This is a genomic window from Halomonas sp. ISL-56, assembly GCF_018612805.1.
Lineage (GTDB): Bacteria > Pseudomonadota > Gammaproteobacteria > Pseudomonadales > Halomonadaceae > Vreelandella.
Genome location: NZ_JAGGRO010000004.1, coordinates 16,760 through 36,430, shown reverse-complemented (window position 1 = coordinate 36,430; position 19,671 = coordinate 16,760). Strand labels below are relative to the sequence as shown.

Below are 19,671 nucleotides of genomic sequence, written 5' to 3'. Positions count from 1 at the left end.
TAGGTTTTCTGGCGAGGCATACGCATGAGTAAAGAAATATTAATGGTCGTTGACGCGATCTCCAATGAGAAGGGCGTCCCGCGTGATGTCATCTTCGAAGCGGTCGAAGCCGCTCTTGCGAGCGCGTCACGCAAGCGTTTTGAAAGAGAAGAAGCCAATGTGCGCGTGCATATTGACCGTCGCACTGGCGAATACGAAACTTTCCGCACCTGGACGGTTGTGGAAGATGACGAATTCGAAACGCCAGATTATGAAATTAAAGAGAGCATCGCCGAGCAGCGCGATCCACCGCTTAAATTGGGCGATGTGGTAGAAAAAAGTATCGAAAATGCGTCGTTTGGCCGTATCGCGGCACAAACCGCTAAGCAGGTGATCGTACAGAAAGTACGCGAAGCTGAGCGGGCCGAAGTGGTACGTCAATATGCCGATCGCGAAGGCGAGCTGGTGGCTGGCATTGTTAAAAAGACCACACGCGATGGCTTGATCATTGATTTGGGCGAAAACGCTGAGGCGTTTTTACCGCGCAATGAAATGATTCACGGTGAGCGTTACCGCATGAACGAGCGGGTGCGCGCGCTATTGGTCAAAGTCGACCCAGACGCTCGTGGCGCTCAGCTCCAGCTATCGCGGACGTGTCCCGAACTGATTATTGAGCTGTTCAAAATCGAAGTGCCTGAAATCGCTGAGCAGTTGATTGAGATCAAAGGTGCTGCTCGCGACCCCGGTTCACGGGCTAAAATTGCGGTAAAAACCAATGATCGCCGCATTGATCCTGTCGGTGCCTGTGTCGGTATGCGCGGTTCGCGCGTTCAGGCGGTCTCTTCGGAGCTGCAGAACGAACGTGTTGATATCGTGCTGTGGGACGATAATCCTGCCCAATTGGTGATTAACGCCATGGCGCCTGCCGACGTTGGGTCTATCCTAGTGGACGAAGACGCCCACGCAATGGATGTGGCGGTGGCGCAAGATAACCTTGCTCAGGCGATTGGTCGGAGCGGTCAGAACGTGCGTTTGGCCTCTGAACTCACCGGCTGGCGCATTAATGTGATGACCGAAGAGGAAGCGGAGTCTAAGCGCGATCAAGAAATTGATAGCCTGGTGGACTCCTTCATCCAGCACCTTGAAGTGGATGAAGATGTCGCTCGCCTGTTGGTGGAAGAGGGGTTCACTACCCTAGAAGAAGTCGCCTACGTGCCGATGGAAGAGATGCTCGAAATCGAAGAGTTTGATGAAGATTTAGTAGAGCAGCTACGCGCACGGGCGAAAGACGAGCTGCTGACGATGGCAATTGCCTCGGAAGAAGCGCTAGACGGTGCCCAGCCAGCAGCTGATCTGCTGGAGATGGATGGCATGGAGCGCCACCTGGCCTTCATTCTGGCCAGTCGCGGCATTGTCACCATGGAAGATCTCGCCGAGCAGTCTGTCGACGATCTGGTCGATATCGAGGAGTTGGACGAAGCGCGCGCAGCGGCACTGATCATGACTGCCCGTGCGCCCTGGTTTGAAGTCGATGACGCATCGGATTCGAACACACAGTAAACAGGTCACGGGCTGAGGAGGGTCAATATGTCAGATATGACAGTTAAAGATTTCGCAGGAAAGGTGGGCCGTGATGTGCCTCGCCTACTAGAGCAAATGAAAGAAGCTGGTTTAAAGCACGCTTCTGAAAGCGATGCGGTGTCTGAAGAAGATAAGCAGAAGCTGCTGAGCTTCTTGAAGAAGAGCCATGGTGGTAGCGATGCCCCTGAAGCGGGTAAAAATCGCATCACGTTGACGCGCAAAACCCGTAGCCGTATCAATACCGGCGAACGTGGCAAAACCATCGAAGTGCAGGTACGTAAAAAGAAAACGTACGTCAAAAGCGCTGAAGATGAGAAGCCGAAAGCCGCAGAGCCTAGTTACACTGGCCCACGTCAGTTAGTTGGCGATATGGCGGAAGCTGAAGCCGAGCGCAAAGTAACGGATGCGCGTGAAGCTGAAGAAAAAGCCGCTGCGAAGAAAGCCCGCGCGGCACAGGTAGCTGAAGCCACCGAGCGTAGTAATAAAGAAGCTGAAGCAGCGCGTAGTAAAAAAGAGATTGATTCAAGGCCTAGAACAGCCAAAGCGCCAGCGACAGCTGATGTCGCGGTGCCGAATCTTGAAATCGACGATACGCCGTCCGGTGACGATATGCCGCCAGCGCCGCCTAAAGAAGGCCGCTCTGACCGTCGTACTGCGCCGCCTAAGAAGGCTGCTGCGGCGAAGGCCAAGGGCCGTCGTGACGATGACGATCGTGGTGATCGCGAAGAGCGTAAGCGCGGTGGCGCCGGTAAGAAGGTAAAACGTGCCGAGCAGCGTCGCGGTGGTCGCCGTGGTGGCAACCAGACCGGCAATGGCAAGCACGCTTTCCAGAAGCCGACTCAGCCGATCGTGCGTGAAGTGTCGATCCCTGAATCTATCAGCGTGGCGGAATTGGCCGACAAAATGTCGATCAAGGCCAATGAAGTGATCAAAGCCATGTTTAACATGGGCGCGGCAGTGACCATCAACCAAACCATCGATCAGGATACGGCTGCGATCGTGGTGGAAGAGATGGGCCATACGCCGAAGCTGGTTAAAGATGACGCGCTGGAAACGGAAATGCTCGAAGGCATCTCCTACGAAGGCGAAGAGATTACCCGTTCACCGGTTGTCACGGTAATGGGTCACGTCGACCACGGTAAGACCTCGCTGCTCGATTACATCCGTAAAGCGAAGGTGGCAACCGGTGAAGCGGGTGGTATTACCCAGCATATCGGTGCCTACCACGTGGAAGATAACCATGGTGGCGTTACCTTCCTGGATACCCCTGGCCACGCGGCGTTTACCGCCATGCGTGCCCGCGGTGCCAAGGCGACCGACGTGGTCATCCTGGTCGTCGCGGCGGATGACGGCGTTATGCCGCAAACCATCGAGGCGATTGAGCACTCTAAAGCTGCCGAAGTGCCCATGGTGGTAGCGGTTAACAAGATTGATAAAGATGGCATCGATCTTGACCGCATCAAGAATGAGCTTTCCCAGCACGGCGTGATCTCTGAAGAGTGGGGCGGTGATACCCAGTTTGTTCACGTGTCTGCTAAGACAGGTGAAGGTATGGAAGAGCTGCTGGAAGCGATCCAGCTGGCCTCCGAAGTGCTTGAGCTGAAAGCCGTGCCTTCCGCGCCGGGTAAAGGTGTGGTGGTTGAATCACGCCTTGATAAAGGCCGTGGCCCGGTCGCTACCGTACTGGTTCAGAACGGTACGCTGAGAAAGGGCGATATTGTCCTTGCTGGCCTGCACTACGGCCGCGTGCGTGCGCTGACTAACGAACTTGCCCAGCAAGTCGATGCGGTTGGTCCGGCGATGCCGGTCGAGATTCAAGGCTTGGGCGGTACGCCGGATGCCGGTGACGACTTTATGGTCGTGGCCGACGAGAAGAAAGCCCGCGAAGTGGCCAACTTCCGTCAAGGCAAATACCGCGAAGTGCGCTTGGCGCGTCAGCAGAAGGCCAAGCTGGAGAACATGTTCAGCCAGATGGGCCAAGACGAAGTGGCCAAGGTCAACATCGTCCTCAAAGCCGACGTGCAAGGCTCGCTGGAAGCGATCAAAGGCGCCCTGGAAGAGCTTTCCACTGATGAAGTGGAAGTGGCTGTGGTTTCCTCAGGTGTCGGTGGTATTACCGGTACTGATGCCAACCTGGCGCTTGCTTCTGAAGCCATCGTGGTCGGCTTTAACGTCCGCGCTGACGCCGCAGCCCGTGAAATCATCGAACGTGAAGGTCTGGATCTGCGCTACTACAGCGTTATTTACCAGCTGATCGACGAGGTCAAACAGGCGATGAGCGGTATGCTCGCACCTGAGTGGAAAGAAGAGATCGTCGGTATTGCCGAAGTGCGCGATGTCTTCCGGGCGCCGAAGATTGGTGCGATCGCCGGCTGTATGGTCATTGAAGGCAGCGTGCATCGTAATAAGAAGATCCGCGTGTTGCGTGATGACGTGGTGATCTACGAAGGCGAGCTCGAATCGCTGCGCCGCTTCAAAGACGATGTGCAAGAAGTGCGCAACGGCATGGAGTGTGGCATCGGCGTGAAGAACTACAACGATGTCCAAGTCGGCGATAAGATCGAAGTCTTCGACCAAGTGAAGGTCGAGCGTAGCCTGTAAGGCTGCGAGGAGCTAAACATGCGCGAATTTAAGCGTACCGACCGGGTAGCCGACCAGCTCCAAAAGGAGCTGGCGGTGCTGATCCAACGCGAAGTGAAAGACCCACGTTTGGGCATGGTCACGGTCAGCGGTGTCACTGTTAGCCGTGATCTTGGCTACTCTGACGTCTATGTCACGCTGTTGGGTGAGCAAGAGCCTGAGCGTATTAAAGAGAACCTGCAGGTGCTTAAGCGCGCTGCCGGTTTTCTAAGAAGCCAGATTGCTAAGCGCATTAAGTTACGTCATGTGCCGGAGCTACGTTTTCATTTCGATGAAAGCGTGGTGCGCGGTCAACATCTGTCTTCACTGATTGATGAAGCGGTGACGACGGATCGTGCACGCTATCAAGACGATGACGATTATCAAGGCGTTGGCCAAGACAGTGACCAAGGCAGTAGTGACCAAGACGGCGACGCCCAGCAAAGTGAGGAAACTCGCTAGTGGCGCGTCAACGTCGCGGTTTGCCGGTCAATGGCGTACTGCTGCTGGATAAACCCAAGGGCGTTTCCAGCAACCATGCGCTGCAGCGTGTGCGTCGGCTGTTCCAGGCTCAAAAAGCCGGACACACCGGCACGCTAGACCCGATGGCCACCGGCTTATTGCCGATCTGCCTAGGCGAAGCGACCAAGTTCTCGTCGCACTTGCTGGAAGCCGACAAGGTGTATCGCACCCGGATAGAGCTAGGGGTGATCACCGATACCGGCGATGCGGAAGGCACGATGATTGAGCAGCATGAGGTTCCTAGCCTAAGCGTCGATGACGTGGAAGCTGTGCTCACTCGCTTTCGCGGTGAGATTGACCAAGTGCCGCCGATGTATTCGGCCCTCAAGCATCAGGGCAAAAAACTTTACGAGCTGGCCCGCGAAGGCAAGCACGTAGAACGTGCAGCTCGGCGCGTAAGCGTGTATGATGCGCGCCTGCTATCGTTTGAAGGCACTGCTTTTGAGCTGGAAGTAAGCTGCAGTAAAGGCACTTACATCCGCACGTTAGCCGAAGATATTGGTCAAGCGCTTGGCTGTGGTGCGCACATCAGTCAACTAAGAAGGCTCAAAACGGGGCCTTTTTTAGCCGACGCGATGTGGACGCTAGAGGCCTTGGAGGCATTGGCCGACCAAGCGGCACTGGAAGCTGAGCTAATGCCAGCGGACGTGTTGGTAGATCATTTACCGTCGTTGACGGTAGACGATGCTGCCCACAGCCGTTTGGCCCATGGTCAGTCTGCCAATCTGACGACCGGCACGTTAGCGCCGGATGCGTTAGCCAGACTTTATTACGCCGAGACGTTTATCGGCCTTGGCGTAGTGAAAGGTGCTCAGGAAGTAGCGCCTAAGCGACTGTTAAGTACCGTCGCTATCTCGTAAACCGCGTTGCAAGGATGCAGCCGTCTGCGTGAAACTAGCTGGTGGAAAGAAAATAGTTAGTGGAAAGAAACTAGCTAGTAAAAAATAGTAGCCTGAGACTGCAAATATGCGTGGTCTCAACCATTCATTTTTAGGCATATTGCTTACTGGAGAGACAGATGGCTTTAACCGCTGAGAAGAAGGCCGAGATCGTCACCGAATACGGCCGCGGCGATAACGATACCGGTTCCCCTGAAGTGCAAGTTGCACTGCTGAGCGCCAACATTAATGGCCTGCAGGATCACTTCAAGACCAACAAACAGGATCACCACTCTCGTCGTGGTCTGATCCGCATGGTTAACCAGCGTCGTAAGCTGCTGGACTACCTAAAGCGTAAAGATTTCGAACGCTATCAGTCCCTGATTCAGCGTTTAGGTCTGCGTCGTTAAGCGTTAACGGCAACGATTCGAAACGGGCAGCTCCTTGTGAGCTGCCCGTTTTTTTTGTTTCGAGTTTACTTCAATAGTGCTGGGGGCAAGAAGGAACAGGTAGCCCTATCGCGCTCCAGCGCCTAGAATGGTAACGAGTCAAAACGACCTAAACGAATAGACAAGTAGATATTGATAATGCTGAAGGAAGTCGCTGTGAATCCGGTAAAGAAAACGTTCCAGTACGGTCGTAGTACCGTCACGCTCGAAACCGGGCGTATTGCTCGCCAAGCTACCGGCGCTGTCATGGTTACCATGGATGACACCGTCGTGCTGTGTACCGTTGTCGCTCGAAAAGACGCAAATCCGAGCCAACCCTTTTTCCCTCTCTCGGTTCACTACCAAGAGAAAACCTACGCAGTCGGCAAGATTCCTGGCGGCTTCTTCAAGCGCGAAGGGCGCCCTACTGAGAAAGAGACGCTGACCTCGCGGCTGATTGATCGCCCGATCCGTCCGCTTTTTCCTAAAGGCTTTATGAACGAAGTGCAAGTCGTCTGTACCGTTCTCTCCACCGACCGTAACCACGATCCGGATATCGCCGCTCTGCTAGGCACCTCTGCGGCGCTGAGCATCTCTGGCGTGCCGTTTAGTGGCCCGATTGGCGCGGCCCGCGTTGGTTTTAACGAAGAGAAAGGCTATTTCCTCAACCCTACGGTTGAAGAACTGGCCACCTCTGAACTGGACATGGTCGTCGCCGGTACTGAAAAAGCCGTGCTGATGGTTGAGTCTGAAGCCAAAGAGCTGCTCGAAGACGAAATGCTGGGTGCCGTACTGTTTGGCCACCAGGAGATGCAGGTAGCGATCAGCGCGATTAACGAACTGGTTGCTGAAGCCGGTAAGCCGCGCTGGGAGTGGCAGGCCGCCGAAGAGAACCAGGCGCTTAAAGCCGCTATGGCCGATGCCTTCGAAGCTAAAGTGGGCGATGCTTACCGCATCACCGACAAAATGGCTCGCCAAGACGCACTAGCTGAATTGAAAGCCCAAGCAATTGAGCAACTGGCCGCCGATGAAGGCGAACCGGTTAACGATAAGTTCAGTAAAGATGACGTGAAAGGTGCCTTTGCTGGCCTGGAAAAACGCGTTGTACGTTCACGGGTCGTTAAAGGCGAGCCGCGTATTGATGGTCGTGACAACCAGACCGTTCGTCCGCTGGCCATCGAAGTTGGTGTGCTGCCGAAAGCGCATGGCTCCGCGATTTTCACGCGTGGTGAGACCCAGGCGATTGCTGTAGCTACGCTGGGCACGCTGCGTGATTCACAGCTAATCGAATCACTCGAAGGCGAGCGTAAAGACCGCTTTATGCTGCACTACAACTTCCCTCCCTACTCGGTGGGTGAAGCGGGCTTTATGGGTGGCCCGAAGCGTCGCGAAATTGGCCATGGCCGCTTAGCGCGTCGTGGCGTGCAGGCGATGCTGCCGTCTGAAGACGCTTTCCCCTACACCATCCGCGTGGTTTCGGAAATCACCGAGTCTAACGGCTCAAGCTCGATGGCCTCTGTGTGTGGTTCTTCGCTGGCCTTGATGGATGCGGGCGTGCCGCTAAAAGCACCGGTTGCCGGTATCGCTATGGGTCTGGTCAAAGACCCGGACGGCTTTGCGGTACTGACCGATATCCTGGGTGATGAAGACCACCTTGGCGATATGGACTTTAAAGTTGCCGGTTCCGAAGAGGGTGTTACCGCCCTGCAGATGGACATCAAGATCGAAGGCATCAACGAAGAGATTATGGAGCTCGCGCTGCAGCAAGCACTGACCGCGCGACTGAGTATTCTTGAGCAAATGAATGTCGTGATCAGCCAGAGCCGTAGCGATGTTTCTGACAACGCCCCCTCAATGGCGACGATCAAAATCGATCCCGACAAGATCCGCGATGTGATCGGTAAAGGCGGCGCGATGATTCGTAAAATCTGCGAAGACACCGGCGCTTCAATCGATCTCGACGATGACGGCACCGTTCGCATTTACGCGGAAGATAAAGCCGCCGCCAAGCGCGCCATTGACACCGTACTGTCGATTACCGCTGAAGCGGAAATTGGCAAGCTGTATATGGGTAAAGTGGTACGCATTGCTGACTTCGGCGCGTTTGTTAATATCATGCCGGGTACCGATGGCCTGGTGCATATCTCGCAAATCGTTGCCGAGCGTGTTAACAACGTTCGCGACTTCTTGAACGAAGGCGATGACGTGATCGTTAAGGTGCTGGATATCGACAACCGCAACCGCGTGAAGCTGTCGATGAAAGAGATTACTGAAGAAGAGAAAACTGCTTTTTCTGCAGAAGCAGCGGAAGCCGAAGCTACGATTTAAACAGAATGATTTAAAGCGTTAGTCAGGTTTCTGATACCGCCCTCGTCGCCTATGGCTGCGAGGGCGGTGTTGTTTGTAAGGTTTGATCGTCGGGACTTTAAAGAATCAGGGAGTAAATCGCGATGGAGCAGGAGCAAGCGCCGCGCTGGTGGGCGGTGGTGGCCGTGATGATCGGCATTTTTTTACTGGTAACCGCAGAACAACTGCCGATTGGCTTATTGTCTCAGGTGGCCTCATCGATGGGCGTTACCCCTGGCATGGCGGGCTTAATGGTGACTGTGCCCGGCGTTGTTGCGGCTTTCTCAGCCCCGCTGTTACCGGTCGCGGTGGGGCGCTTGGATAGGCGCATCATGCTCACGGTATTGATGGCCGTGATGGTGGCAGGAAGTGTGCTCTCAGCATTGGCGAGCAGCTTTATCCTGTTGCTTGCCGCCCGCGTGTTAGTGGGGCTTAGTATTGGTGGTTTTTGGGCGGTGGCGGGCAGCATTGCCCCGCGCCTGGTGCCGGAGGCACAAGTGCCTAAAGCCATGACGATGATTTTTGGTGGGGTCGCGGCGGCCTCAGTGCTGGGCGTACCGCTGGGAACGCTACTGGGGGATTTCAGCAACTGGCGGGTAGCCTTTGGCGCGCTGGGCGGTTTTAGCCTATTAACAGCCATTGCGCTGTGGCGTTGGCTGCCGCCTTTGCCACCACGTGAACCCGTTCGTCTTCGAGTACTGGCGCAGCAGTTTAGCAATCGTGGGGTGCGCGTCGCGGTGCTAACCACGGCCTTTGTCGTGGTGGGGCACTTTGCCGCCTACACCTTTATTAGCCCTATCCTGCAAGAGATCAGTGGTATTTCCCAACGCCATGTAGGCAGCCTGCTGCTGCTTTATGGGGCGGCAGGCATTATGGGCAATATTGCGGCGGGTATGTTCGCTGGGCGGCACCCCTACCGCGCGGTATTGGCGATTCCCAGCCTGCTGCTTATTGTTGTGGCCGTGTTCCCACTACTGGGCGTTCAGCCGAGCAGCGGCGTGTTGCTGCTCATGGCTTGGGGTGCCGTGTTCGGCAGTGTATCCGTGAGCATTCAAACCTGGATTTTGCGTACCGCACCCAATACCGAAGCTGCCACGGCGTTGATGGCGTTTACCTTCAATATGTCGATTGGACTGGGAGCCATGGTCGGCGGGCGTATCGTTGATAGCACTAGCCTGCCTATCGCCATGTGGGCGGCATCGGGATTATTCCTGCTGGGCGCGCTGCTGGTACTAAGTACGCCAGCCAAGGTCGTTGGTCAGAAGACGCGCTGAGCCAATTAAATTATTTATTCGCCGATGGTTTCAGCCAATCAAACAATTTCGTTATAAAGCTACGTTCAGTGGCTTTTTCATCGTTCTTGCCCATAAAAGCCTCAAGCAAGCTTTGATTAATCCGTTGAGGGAGAGCTTTGGCATCGGCCATGAGCGCTTCGCGTGAAGTGTCTTCTTCAATATTGGACGTATTTCGGACAAATTCAGCTGCTGGCTCATCCGAGGTATGTATGATGTAGTTGTTCGCCTTATACACAAAAGTAGAGAACTTGGAGTCGAGCGGGGTGGTGTCGTTGCCATTAGTTGAGAATCTAGAAACCATCTGCTCAAGAAACTCAAAATCACTGCTGTGAGTAAAACCGTAGCCAGGGTCAAGAATGTAATTCAAAAAGCCTTGGTCTAACCGTGTAGAGCTAATATCGCCACTGCTCTGGATGCGTTCTACAGTAGTAGCATCTGCATCGGTAAAGCTGGCGGTTCGTACTCGGCCTTCGAGATCATAGCTACGGCCATCGTTAAAATTTGCTACCGCTTCGCCATTATTACGCTGACGATACAGCCCCATATCCCAAGCAAGTCGATCCACATGCTTCAAATCTGCCCCTTGCTCCTGAGCAAACTCATACATATCCGCCAGTAGGGTTCGATCATCCTGAGTCAGGAAATGATGAGGGAGCATCATCCCGTATTCATTCATACCCTTAGTGCCAGGTAGCACAGATGGCTCACTGGTGATGTCTTCAGTCAGAAAGAGCCGAGACAATAGTAAGGCTTTGCCACTAATGGAGACACTAGTGCTCTCGCTAGACTGGGGCGTCATAACACCATCAGCACGCTTGCTACCATTAGCAGCACCGCTACCATTCTGGGGGTTGGTTACTTGCCTAGCACCTTGATTGTATGAAGAAATCTGGCCTTCGACTTTCATATACATTATCCCGATGCCTAGGCTCTCTTGTTATTGATTCAACTAACCGATGAGTTAGCAAAGCGTTTGCCAAGGTTAGCGAAGTCTTCACTGGACATTAATATTTCAAAAATATCTTCAGGGGCCCCTTTGCCTTCGGCGCGGTGGGTCATAAAGTTGAAGTCCATCTCGATCAGGTGCTCAAGGCGTGGGGCATAGAAGTCGGGGTATTGTGCCTGCATGATGGGGGGCAGCTCGTTGTAATTTCCCAACACTTCTTTGAAGAAGTTGGTCATCTTGCCGGTTTGGCTGTATTCCAGCTGGCCGCGGGCTACAACGGCCTGTTTCCATACTTGCCGCTGATCATAATCTTCTTGCCAAGCTGCACGTCGCTCATTGGCCGTAAATGTTCCGCTATCGTCATAAATAATCAGTACTAATTGATCTTGAGACAAGCCGCTAAAGGGATTACTACCTCTGCCATTAACATAGGAAGTAGCCTGTTTTGCTCGCTCCAAGAGTTCTGGGTCATCGGTGTTGGGCACTTCGGAGTCGTATCGTGCTCGGTTATTATGGTAGCCCTGGCCGGTAACCTGGCTGAGCAGTGCACTGGCTTTTTGGCCTAGTGCTTTACGATCCAAACTGCCATCACGCTCTTCAGCACGCAGCGCACTATCACTTAACTGCTGTGCCAGCGTGGAAAGTTGGCTTGTTGGTTTTGGTGAGCCCGGAGCAGGCGTTGTGCTTCCGCCTTGTTCGGTTCCCTTGGGTGATACGTCCTGGGTGCGGCTACCAGACGTCGTTTGCGACGTTGCTGGGGGAGATGAACCAATACCGATTGCCATTGCGATACCTCCTTGTGGTTTTGCTTAATAACCATTACGTGTGTAGATGCACTATGTAGAAGCCCAATGTGCCTATTAATGATAATAGTTAATATCGGCAGCCTAATCCGAATTATTAATTAAATATTGTATTTTTATGTAAGCATGCTCTTAATGACATGCATGAATAGCCTAGCCATTGGTGATTTCATCATTAGTCGCAGAGGGTATGAGGGTGAGGTAAGCCTGTAATGAGCGCTGATAAATTTGCTATTCGTCTAGTGTGCACATCTCCTAAAACGACAAAGCCCTCGTCAATTGACGAGGGCTTTCCATTAGCTATTAGCTAAGCAAACCAGGGTGAGGGGCGTTTAAGGACGCTCAATCGCCAGCGCGACACCCTGGCCGCCGCCGATACACAGCGTGGCGAGGCCTTTTTTAGCATCACGGGCGATCATTTCGTGGAGCAGGGTGACCAGTACGCGACAGCCGGAGGCACCGATGGGGTGACCAATGGCAATGGCGCCGCCGTTGACGTTGACCTTGCTGACATCCCAGCCGAGTTCTTTGTTGACGGATAGCGCTTGAGCGGCAAACGCTTCATTGGCTTCCACCAGATCCAAGTCATCCAGGCTCCAGCCGGCTTTTTCCAGGCAGCGGCGTGTAGCCGGTGCGGGGCCGATACCCATGATGGCGGGATCAACGCCTGCGTTGGAATAAGCGGCGATACGGGCCAGCGGCTCTAGCCCCAACTGCTTGGCTTTCTCGGCGGAGCAGAGCATGACGATCGCCGCACCGTCGTTGAGTGCCGAGGCGTTACCGGCGGTAACGGTGCCGTCTTTCTTAAACGCGGGGCGCATGCCGCTGAGTTTTTCAGCGGTGACTTCGCGAGGATTCTCGTCGGTATCAAACACCACCGGGTCGCCTTTGCGCTGGGGAATTTCAACCGGCACGATCTGGCCTTTGAATTTGCCCTCTTTAATCGCCGCCGCGGCTTTTTGCTGCGATGCCGCAGCGAACTCGTCCATCTCTTCGCGGGTGATGCCGTACTTCTCTGCTAAGTTCTCGGCAGTGATGCCCATATGGTAGTTATTGAAAGCGTCCCATAAGCCGTCATGCACCATGGAGTCAATCGCTTTCCAATCGCCCATGCGCTGGCCGTTACGGGAGTTGGGAAGTACGTGCGGCGAGGCGGACATATTTTCCTGACCGCCTGCCAGAATCAGCTCGGCATCGCCGCAGCGAATGGCCTGAGTGGCGAGATGTAGCGCTTTAAGACCTGAGCCACACACTTTGTTGATGGTCATGGCCGGTACCGAGTCTGGCAGGCCGCCTTTGATGGCCGCTTGGCGCGCTGGGTTTTGGCCAACGCCTGCGGTGAGCACCTGGCCCAGCAGTACTTCGTCAACTTGATCGGGAGAAACGCCGGTGGAAGCGAGGATATCTTTGATTACCAAAGCGCCGAGATCGCTCGCGGGAATACCTGCGAGGGATCCACCGAAAGCGCCCACAGCGGTGCGGCGCGCCGCAACAATGACTACTTCTTGCATAAAATGACTCCTGAAGTGATTAACAGACAGTCTGATGCCAGATGCCCGATAGGCGTGCTCTGTCAGCCGTTCTCTTTTATTCGAGCTCTGTCAGCCGTCTCTTCAGCATAGGGGAAGGTGATGCGTTGCGGCAATAAACCTTTATGGGCAAATAAAAACGGGCCAACATGTGGCCCGTCAGGAAAAAGTGGTAGAGCCGCTAAGACTAGGTCAATTATGATTAGGCCAACTGCACCGGGATAATATTACTGGTATGGCTGACGTGGTTACCTTCCTGGAGATACACCAGCGCAGGCTGATGGTGTTCCAGTTCTGCCTCTGAGTAGTGGGCGTAGCTGCAGATAATGATGCGATGGCCCGGCGATGCAAGATGAGCGGCAGCGCCATTGATCGAGATGAGCTTGGAGCCCTCCTCGCCTCGAATAGCGTAAGTAGTGAAGCGTTCGCCATTCTCGACGTTGTAAATCTGGATCTGTTCATTTTCACGAATACCCGCCATATCCAGCAGGTCACCGTCGATGGCGCAAGAGCCTTCGTAATTGAGTACCGCGTGAGTGACGCGCGCCATGTGCAGCTTGGCTTTGAGCATAATGGTGTGCATTGTGAGTTCCTGTATTACCCGTTGTTTGTTTATTCGCCAATAGCATTAGTAGCGCTGGCCGGGAGCTGAATCGTGAGGTTGTCGATTAGTCGCGCAGGGCCTAACTTGGCGGCGGCTAGCAGTACCGCCTGACGAGTCGCTGGGCTGACCGAGGCGAGCGTCGCATCACGTAGCTCCAGGTAATCCGGCGTAAAGCCCGCATCATACAGTGCGGTTTTGCCCTGGTGTAGTACCTTTTCGATAGCGTCGCCGCGCTCCAGTGCATCGCGCAACGTACACAGCGTTTGGTAAAGTACAGGGGCAGTGGCGCGCTCCTCGGTGCTTAAATAGCCGTTACGCGATGATAGTGCCAGGCCATCCTCTGCACGCACGATAGGCACGCCGATAATATCGATGGGCATGTGCAGATCGCGCACCAGCTTACGAATCACCGCAAGCTGCTGATAATCCTTTTCCCCAAAGCAGGCGACGTCTGGCTGCACTAGGTTAAACAGCATGCTGACTACGGTGGAGACACCGTCAAAATGACCGGGGCGCGAGCCGCCACACAGTCCTTCGCCCACCACGGGCACATGCACTCGGGTCTGGGCGTCTAAGCCGTTGGGGTAGAGCGAGCTTACCGCCGGAGCAAATAGGATGTCGCAGCCAGCCTCGATAAGCTGCGCTTGGTCGGCATCAAAGGTACGCGGATAGCCGTCTAAATCTTCACCTGGGCCAAACTGCATGGGATTGACGAACAGGCTCGAGACCACGATATCGGCGTGCTGGCGCGCGCAGGCGACCAGCGCTAGGTGCCCGGCATGCAGGTTGCCCATGGTGGGCACCAGGGCAATACGCTGGCCGCGTTGGCGGTAATCTCGCAGCATGCTGCGTAGCTCATCAATGTCTCGCAAAGTGCGCATAGTCGTTTCGTGCCAATAACAAAAAAGGGGCGATAGTCGAGCTGTCTTAAAAACCGATGTTAAAAACCGATGCTAAAAACAATGCTCTTGAGCCGGGAAAGCGCGGGTTTTGACAGCGTCATGGTAGCGCTGAAAAGCAGTTTGAATGCTGTCCGCCTCAACCATAAAGTTTTTCACAAAGCGCGGCGTGCGGCCGTGTGTAACGCCCAGCACATCGTGCATCACCAGAATCTGGCCATCGGTATCCGGGCCGGCGCCAATGCCAATCACCGGCACCTCCAGCGCTTCGGTGACCGCTTTGCCTAGGCTAGCGGGCACGCACTCAAGCAGAATCACCGAGGCACCCGCGTCCACCAGCACTTTGGCATCATTGATGATCCGCTCAGCCTGGGCGGCGTCACGGCCTTGCACTTTATAGCCACCTAGCTGATGAACGGTCTGCGGGGTTAACCCCAAGTGTGCACATACCGGTACGCCGCGGCGGGTCAATTCGCGAATGCCGTCGGCCATCCACGCTTCGCCTTCCAGCTTGACCAGTTCCGCCCCCGCGCGCATCACGGCACCGGCATCCTCAAGTAGGCGCTCGGTGGTGGCATTGCTCATAAACGGCAGATCGACCATCAGCAGGCTATGGCCTTTACCACGCGCCGCGCAGCGGGTGTGATAAACGATATCGTCAATGGTGACGGGGAGGGTGCTGCTATGGCCTTGTAGCACCATGCCCAGCGAATCACCGACCAGTAGGACATCAATGCCTGCTTGGCTTGCCGCGTGGGCAAAGGAGGCATCATACGCGGTCAGGCAGCTAAACGTCTCGCCAGCCTGCTTATAGGCCCGCAGCGTGCTTAGGGTGACGGTTTTCATCAGATTTTGCGCGGGATACCCGGTACTTTGAGTGCCGGGAGGGATAGCGCGTCGTGCGAAGCACGACCTGGATTACGCCACCGCCTGACCCGCTTCTCCTTTCAGGTTAATAGAGGGTGAGAGATGATAGCCGTAGCCATCACCGCGTTGGATCACGGTGCAATAGTTGTGCGAAATGCCTTGTACGGCACCCTGTTCCATCTGAATGTTGAAGCTGCCCGTTTTACGCACCGCGACACGGCCTGTATGAGTACCGGCTTTCTTGCCGGTTGGCACGATGGCTTTGACCATATCGCCGGTCTGAAAGCCTTTAACCTGCTTTTGGCGCATTAAAACGCCCCGGCGAAAGCCGAACCTATCGAGCCGTGTGCGCTGATAACGGCCACGCCCGGTGGCTTTAATAGTTAGCGTTGGCACCTGCCAATCGTGCAAGGCGTCTATCGGGCCGACGCATGCCGCATCCAGGGCGTGGGTTTTGGGAATGCCAAGGCGTTGGCGGTTGTATTTGGTACGACCGCCCGTGTCCACGGCCACCGGCAAGACGGTGGCTTTGAGGGCGTTAAACAGTGCCCAGCGCGTGGCATTGACCACGCTAGCGTCGCGCAGTGGGCGTTGTTGCTGGCGCTGCACCCGCTCAAGCCGCGCCTCGGCGGTGTGACCAAGCTTTTTCAAACGGTGCCGCAACCCTGTCGACGTGGCAAAGAAGTCGGCAAGCGGCAACCGATCCTTTTCCTTATTGCAGTCGTGGCAGCTCAGGGTCAAATTGCTGATCCGGTTGGAACCGCCTCGGCTACGTGGCTCAATATGCTCCACTTCCAGCGGCGTGTCGGTGGCGCCGCAATAAGCGCACTCGCGTCCCCATTTTTCCAGCAAGTATTCGCGCACCTCGTACCCTAGCAGGGTACCTTGCTGATACTCGACGCCGCTGATCTCGGGGTTTTCTAGCTTGTGCGTGTCAAAGCGCACTAGCTCCTGATCCAGGGCGGTGATGGGCGCAAGTTTGCACAGTCTATCCACCCACGCCATCAGGGTATCCACCCGGTGCTGCAGGCTGGGCGCCAGCCAGCCCTTCGGCTTGGTGCGGTTATCAAAGCGCGGGGCACGGTAGCGCAAATTAGCGGAACGGCGCCGACGCCGAAAGGCAGCGCGTTGTTGCAACGCTTTTTTAATCTGAAAGCCTCGATGCACCAACTCAAACAGGCACAGGACGTGCTGCCCATTATCGGCCTCGCGCGCCACCGCCAAGCCGGTGGTTTTACTGCCCGGATCGAGCTTGAGGCGTAGCGGTTGCGTGTCACCGCTCACCCGATCTTTTAGCCGGATCGTGAACGGGTAGCGTTTATGCACCACGGCGCGACCGCGTTCCAATAGCAACCGAGCGCGTTTTTCGCTGCAGGGCATCAACGGCCGCTTTTGTTTATCCAATACGAAAACCGCCAAGCGACTTCCTCCTTAAAACGTACCCTTACGGGTCTTGTGTCGCGGGGCTTGCGCCCCGTCTCCCCTCGGGAATGTCGATAACCGGCTCCTGCCTTGAGGCAGCGGTCAGAACCTTCGGCGCTTTACCTTTCGCTAGCATGATCCTGATCTTTCAGAGCAGCGGACTGAGGAAGCATCCACTGGTGAGTTTTGGCGACCTGTTATCAACGTAGCGGCAGTACAGCCCGCTCTCCCTGGTCAACCGGGCTTGCTTTCACAAGCCTCCGGCTTCAGCCGGAGGTGATTGACGGCGTGCTCTCATGTTTTACGTGAGGCCGTTGCGACATAGGCAGCCGACCATTATTAAAGCTGCATCCCTGCAGGCGCGAAGTGGCTTAACCGGCAATTGTTACCTGAATGGGGTGTCAGTGTCGAGATTTGTGTCAAATGGTAGCGTTAGCCGCACACTAGGCGTTAGGTAAGCGTTCCAGACCTTGGTTCTGAACACGTTCAAGCCAGGTGGATAGCGGCTGTTGGAGAAGCGTGAGCGAGGGGGCAATCTCAGCAAGCGGGACTAAAACAAAGGCCCGGGCAGTCATGTGCGGGTGGGGTACGCGTAAACGGGGAGTATCGATAAGGTCGTTGGCGTACAGCAGCAGGTCTAGATCGAGTGTGCGCGGGCCCCAGTGGCGCTGGCGGCGGCGGCGATGCTGCTGTTCTAACGCCTGGAGTTGGTCGAGTAGCGCCAGCGGTGAGAGTCGGGTTTCCAGTGCCGCCACGGCGTTAATAAAGTCTGGCTGATCCTGCGGCCCAACGGGGCGGCTGGCGTAGAGCGAGGACGCTGCCACTAGTCGACTTAGCGGCAGCATTGCCAGTTCATTAAGCGCCTCGCGAACCTGCTCAATAGGCGACTCAAGATTGCTACCCAAGCCGATATAGGCGAGCTGGGGAGGAGCACTCACTACTCTGGCGCGCTTGGTTTACGCCGCCGCTTGCGACGGCGATCACCCTGGCTGGCGGGGTCGCCGCCCACTTTTTGTAGCAAACGCCGCTGTTCGTGCTCATCGCCGCGCTGAAACGCCGTCCACCACTCGCCTAAGCCACTGGGTATCTCACCCGCCTGCTCGCGGAGCAGGAGCAGGTCATAGCCCGCCCGGAAGCGCGAATGTTCACGGGTTTGAAAGGCTTTTTTACCGCGCCGCTGGGGCAGGCGCTGCTGGAGCTCCCAAATTTCCCGCATGGGGATGCCGAAACGCTTGGGAATTGAGGTGAACTCTAACTGACGCGAAACCACCTGCTGAGCCGCCGCTTGAAGCGCGGGAATGGGGGGCATGCCCTCCTGCTCCAATGCTTCCTGGCGATGTTTGACGGGTGCCCATAAGAACGCCGCCAGCAGGAACGCCGGAGTGACCGGACGCTCTTCTGCGATGCGCTTGTCGGTATTGGTAAGCGCTTGCTCAATCAGCTCTTCGGCCCAGGCAGCGTCGGCCATGGCTTCTTCAGCCTCGGGAAACAGCATGCCGAACAGGCCGTAGTGGCTGAGTAGCCGGAAGGTGACCAAACCGTGGCCCGACATAAATAGCTTGAGCACTTCATCGAATAGCCGCGCAGGCGGAATCTGCAGCAGCAATGGCGCCTGGTCGTACATCGGCGCTTCGGTGGCGGGGTCTAGGGTGAAGTCGAGCTTAGCCGCAAAGCGCACCGCCCGCAGCATCCTTACCGGGTCTTCGCGATAGCGCGTCGCCGGGTCGCCAATCAGGCGCAGGGTGCGGGTCTTAATATCCTCGGCACCATTGGCAAAATCGGTGATGCTGAAGTCGGCGATATTGTAGTAGAGCGCATTTACGGTGAAATCGCGTCGTAGCGCATCCTCTTCAATATTGCCCCATACGTTGTCGCGCAGCAGTAACCCTTCATCGGACTGGTGGGCAATGTGATCGCCATGCTCGTCTTGGGGTTTGCCGCGGAAGGTGGTGACCTCAATGACCTCACGGCCAAAGCGCACATGGACAATCCGAAAACGCCGACCAATCAGGCGCGAGTTACGAAATAGATCGCGCACCTGCTCGGGAGTGGCGTTGGTGGCCACATCAAAATCTTTGGGCATTTTGCCAAGCAGCGCATCGCGTATGCAGCCGCCCACTAGATAGGCGTCGTAACCTGCACCGCTAAGGCGATAAAGCACTTTTAACGCGGCATCGCTAATATGCTGGCGAGAAACAGGGTGCTCGGACCGAGGGATGGTGCGCGGCGTAAGGGCGCTGGTGCTGCTCTCTTGGGGTTCAAGCAAGGTTTTCAATTGCTCCCCCGGGCTGTGTAGGAAACGGGTAAATCCTTTAAACATGCGACGATTTCAACTCGCAGGGTACATAAAAAAATCAACAAGTGCGTAACATGGCTATGTGAAAAGCGCGTCAAATGAGTACCTAACATAGACAGTTAATCCCTGAGTGTATCCGACCCCCTAAGGCTTGCAAAGCATTTGACGCTGGTTTGCGTAAACTCAAGTGACCAGACACGGAAAGGGGAGGCTAAGAGAGCCTCCCCTGTTAAGCGATTAATCAGCGTCCATGCTGCTGTTTTTCTTCATGATGGCACATCGCCCTGAATACGCACCGCAGTCGGTAGGCGTAAGGATCGCAATCGTTCCGACCGCCTCGTATTCAAAACAATAATCCAACCGCGAACTTTTCTCCCCCCGGGGAATTATTATTAGCGCCGGGGTGTACACACTGACAGCTATTATTTTTGTTAGGATGCCAAGTCACGTTGTACGTCGCGTCCTTATCGGGCCACTTGCTGCTTTTGTTATTGTTCGCTGCGCCTGTGCTGCCTACGCAAGCAAGTAATGAGACTCAAGCCTGTTGTTATTGTTAGTACTGTTATCTCTACCTGGCCCTGTTGTTTTTGTTGTGGCTCAGGTGGGGTGAGGTCGTGTTGTTTTTGTTGGTGACCTACCGCTATGCCCAGTTTGTTT

General features: G+C 55.4%; 16 protein-coding genes. 7 read left to right on the top strand and 9 right to left on the bottom strand.

All coding sequences use genetic code 11. The features are described from left to right. The first annotated feature begins 24 nt into the window (after positions 1-24). The 7 genes from nusA (at position 25) to J7J49_RS02205 (ending at position 9,627) form a co-directional block, all read left to right on the top strand. Positions 25-1,539 carry a transcription termination factor NusA gene (gene nusA / locus J7J49_RS02235; RefSeq protein ID WP_064234921.1) on the top strand — a complete coding sequence of 505 codons (1,515 nt, stop codon included), beginning with the start codon at positions 25-27 and terminating at the stop codon, positions 1,537-1,539. Between the two features lie 27 nt (positions 1,540-1,566). Continuing rightward, positions 1,567-4,161, top strand: a complete 2,595-nt coding sequence (gene infB / locus J7J49_RS02230) for a translation initiation factor IF-2 (protein WP_064234919.1) — start codon at positions 1,567-1,569, stop codon at positions 4,159-4,161. Positions 4,162-4,179: 18 nt separating this feature from the next. Continuing rightward, positions 4,180-4,641: a 30S ribosome-binding factor RbfA gene (gene rbfA, locus J7J49_RS02225; RefSeq protein WP_215089885.1), complete on the top strand. Its 462-nt coding sequence runs from the start codon at positions 4,180-4,182 to the stop codon at positions 4,639-4,641. Then, entirely contained in the window at positions 4,641-5,561 is a 921-nt protein-coding gene (gene truB / locus J7J49_RS02220) for a tRNA pseudouridine(55) synthase TruB (protein ID WP_215089883.1), read from the top strand. Before rbfA ends, truB begins: the two co-directional genes overlap by 1 nt. A 158-nt stretch (positions 5,562-5,719) precedes the next feature. Then, positions 5,720-5,989 (top strand): 30S ribosomal protein S15, encoded by a 270-nt coding sequence (gene rpsO, locus J7J49_RS02215; RefSeq protein ID WP_007111823.1) that lies wholly within the window; start codon positions 5,720-5,722, stop codon positions 5,987-5,989. A 177-nt stretch (positions 5,990-6,166) separates the two neighbouring features. Continuing rightward, positions 6,167-8,335 carry a polyribonucleotide nucleotidyltransferase gene (gene pnp, locus J7J49_RS02210; protein ID WP_064234913.1) on the top strand — a complete coding sequence of 723 codons (2,169 nt, stop codon included), beginning with the start codon at positions 6,167-6,169 and terminating at the stop codon, positions 8,333-8,335. Positions 8,336-8,457: 122 nt separating this feature from the next. Then, positions 8,458-9,627, top strand: a complete 1,170-nt coding sequence (locus J7J49_RS02205) for an MFS transporter (protein ID WP_215089881.1) — start codon at positions 8,458-8,460, stop codon at positions 9,625-9,627. Positions 9,628-9,637: 10 nt separating this feature from the next. Here the strand turns inward: J7J49_RS02205 and J7J49_RS02200 are convergent, their stop codons facing one another. The 9 genes from J7J49_RS02200 to pcnB form a co-directional block, all read right to left on the bottom strand. Continuing rightward, complete coding sequence (locus J7J49_RS02200) at positions 9,638-10,555, bottom strand: hypothetical protein (protein ID WP_215089878.1); 918 nt, start codon at positions 10,553-10,555, stop codon at positions 9,638-9,640. A 38-nt stretch (positions 10,556-10,593) separates the two neighbouring features. Continuing rightward, the gene (locus J7J49_RS02195; protein ID WP_215089876.1) at positions 10,594-11,379 is read right to left on the bottom strand and encodes a hypothetical protein; all 786 of its coding nucleotides are present in this window, start codon (positions 11,377-11,379) and stop codon (positions 10,594-10,596) included. A gap of 350 nt (positions 11,380-11,729) precedes the next feature. Then, positions 11,730-12,908 carry an acetyl-CoA C-acetyltransferase gene (locus tag J7J49_RS02190; protein WP_215089874.1) on the bottom strand — a complete coding sequence of 393 codons (1,179 nt, stop codon included), beginning with the start codon at positions 12,906-12,908 and terminating at the stop codon, positions 11,730-11,732. A 220-nt stretch (positions 12,909-13,128) separates the two neighbouring features. Continuing rightward, complete coding sequence (gene panD / locus J7J49_RS02185) at positions 13,129-13,509, bottom strand: aspartate 1-decarboxylase (RefSeq protein ID WP_215089872.1); 381 nt, start codon at positions 13,507-13,509, stop codon at positions 13,129-13,131. Positions 13,510-13,538: 29 nt separating this feature from the next. Continuing rightward, a complete protein-coding gene (gene panC / locus J7J49_RS02180) occupies positions 13,539-14,411 on the bottom strand; it encodes a pantoate--beta-alanine ligase (protein ID WP_064234906.1) in 873 nt (290 codons plus the stop codon). 72 nt (positions 14,412-14,483) lie between these two features. Continuing rightward, the gene (panB, locus tag J7J49_RS02175; protein WP_064234905.1) at positions 14,484-15,275 is read right to left on the bottom strand and encodes a 3-methyl-2-oxobutanoate hydroxymethyltransferase; all 792 of its coding nucleotides are present in this window, start codon (positions 15,273-15,275) and stop codon (positions 14,484-14,486) included. 72 nt (positions 15,276-15,347) lie between these two features. Then, a complete protein-coding gene (iscB, locus tag J7J49_RS02170) occupies positions 15,348-16,715 on the bottom strand; it encodes an RNA-guided endonuclease IscB (protein WP_215089870.1) in 1,368 nt (455 codons plus the stop codon). A 446-nt stretch (positions 16,716-17,161) separates the two neighbouring features. Continuing rightward, on the bottom strand, positions 17,162-17,656 hold the full coding sequence (gene folK / locus J7J49_RS02165; protein ID WP_064234904.1) for a 2-amino-4-hydroxy-6-hydroxymethyldihydropteridine diphosphokinase: 495 nt from the start codon (positions 17,654-17,656) through the stop codon (positions 17,162-17,164). Next, positions 17,656-19,038, bottom strand: coding sequence for a polynucleotide adenylyltransferase PcnB (pcnB, locus tag J7J49_RS02160; protein ID WP_215089868.1), 1,383 nt, complete (start codon positions 19,036-19,038; stop codon positions 17,656-17,658). The genes folK and pcnB overlap by 1 nt, the downstream gene beginning before the upstream one ends. Positions 19,039-19,671: the final 633 nt, after the last annotated feature.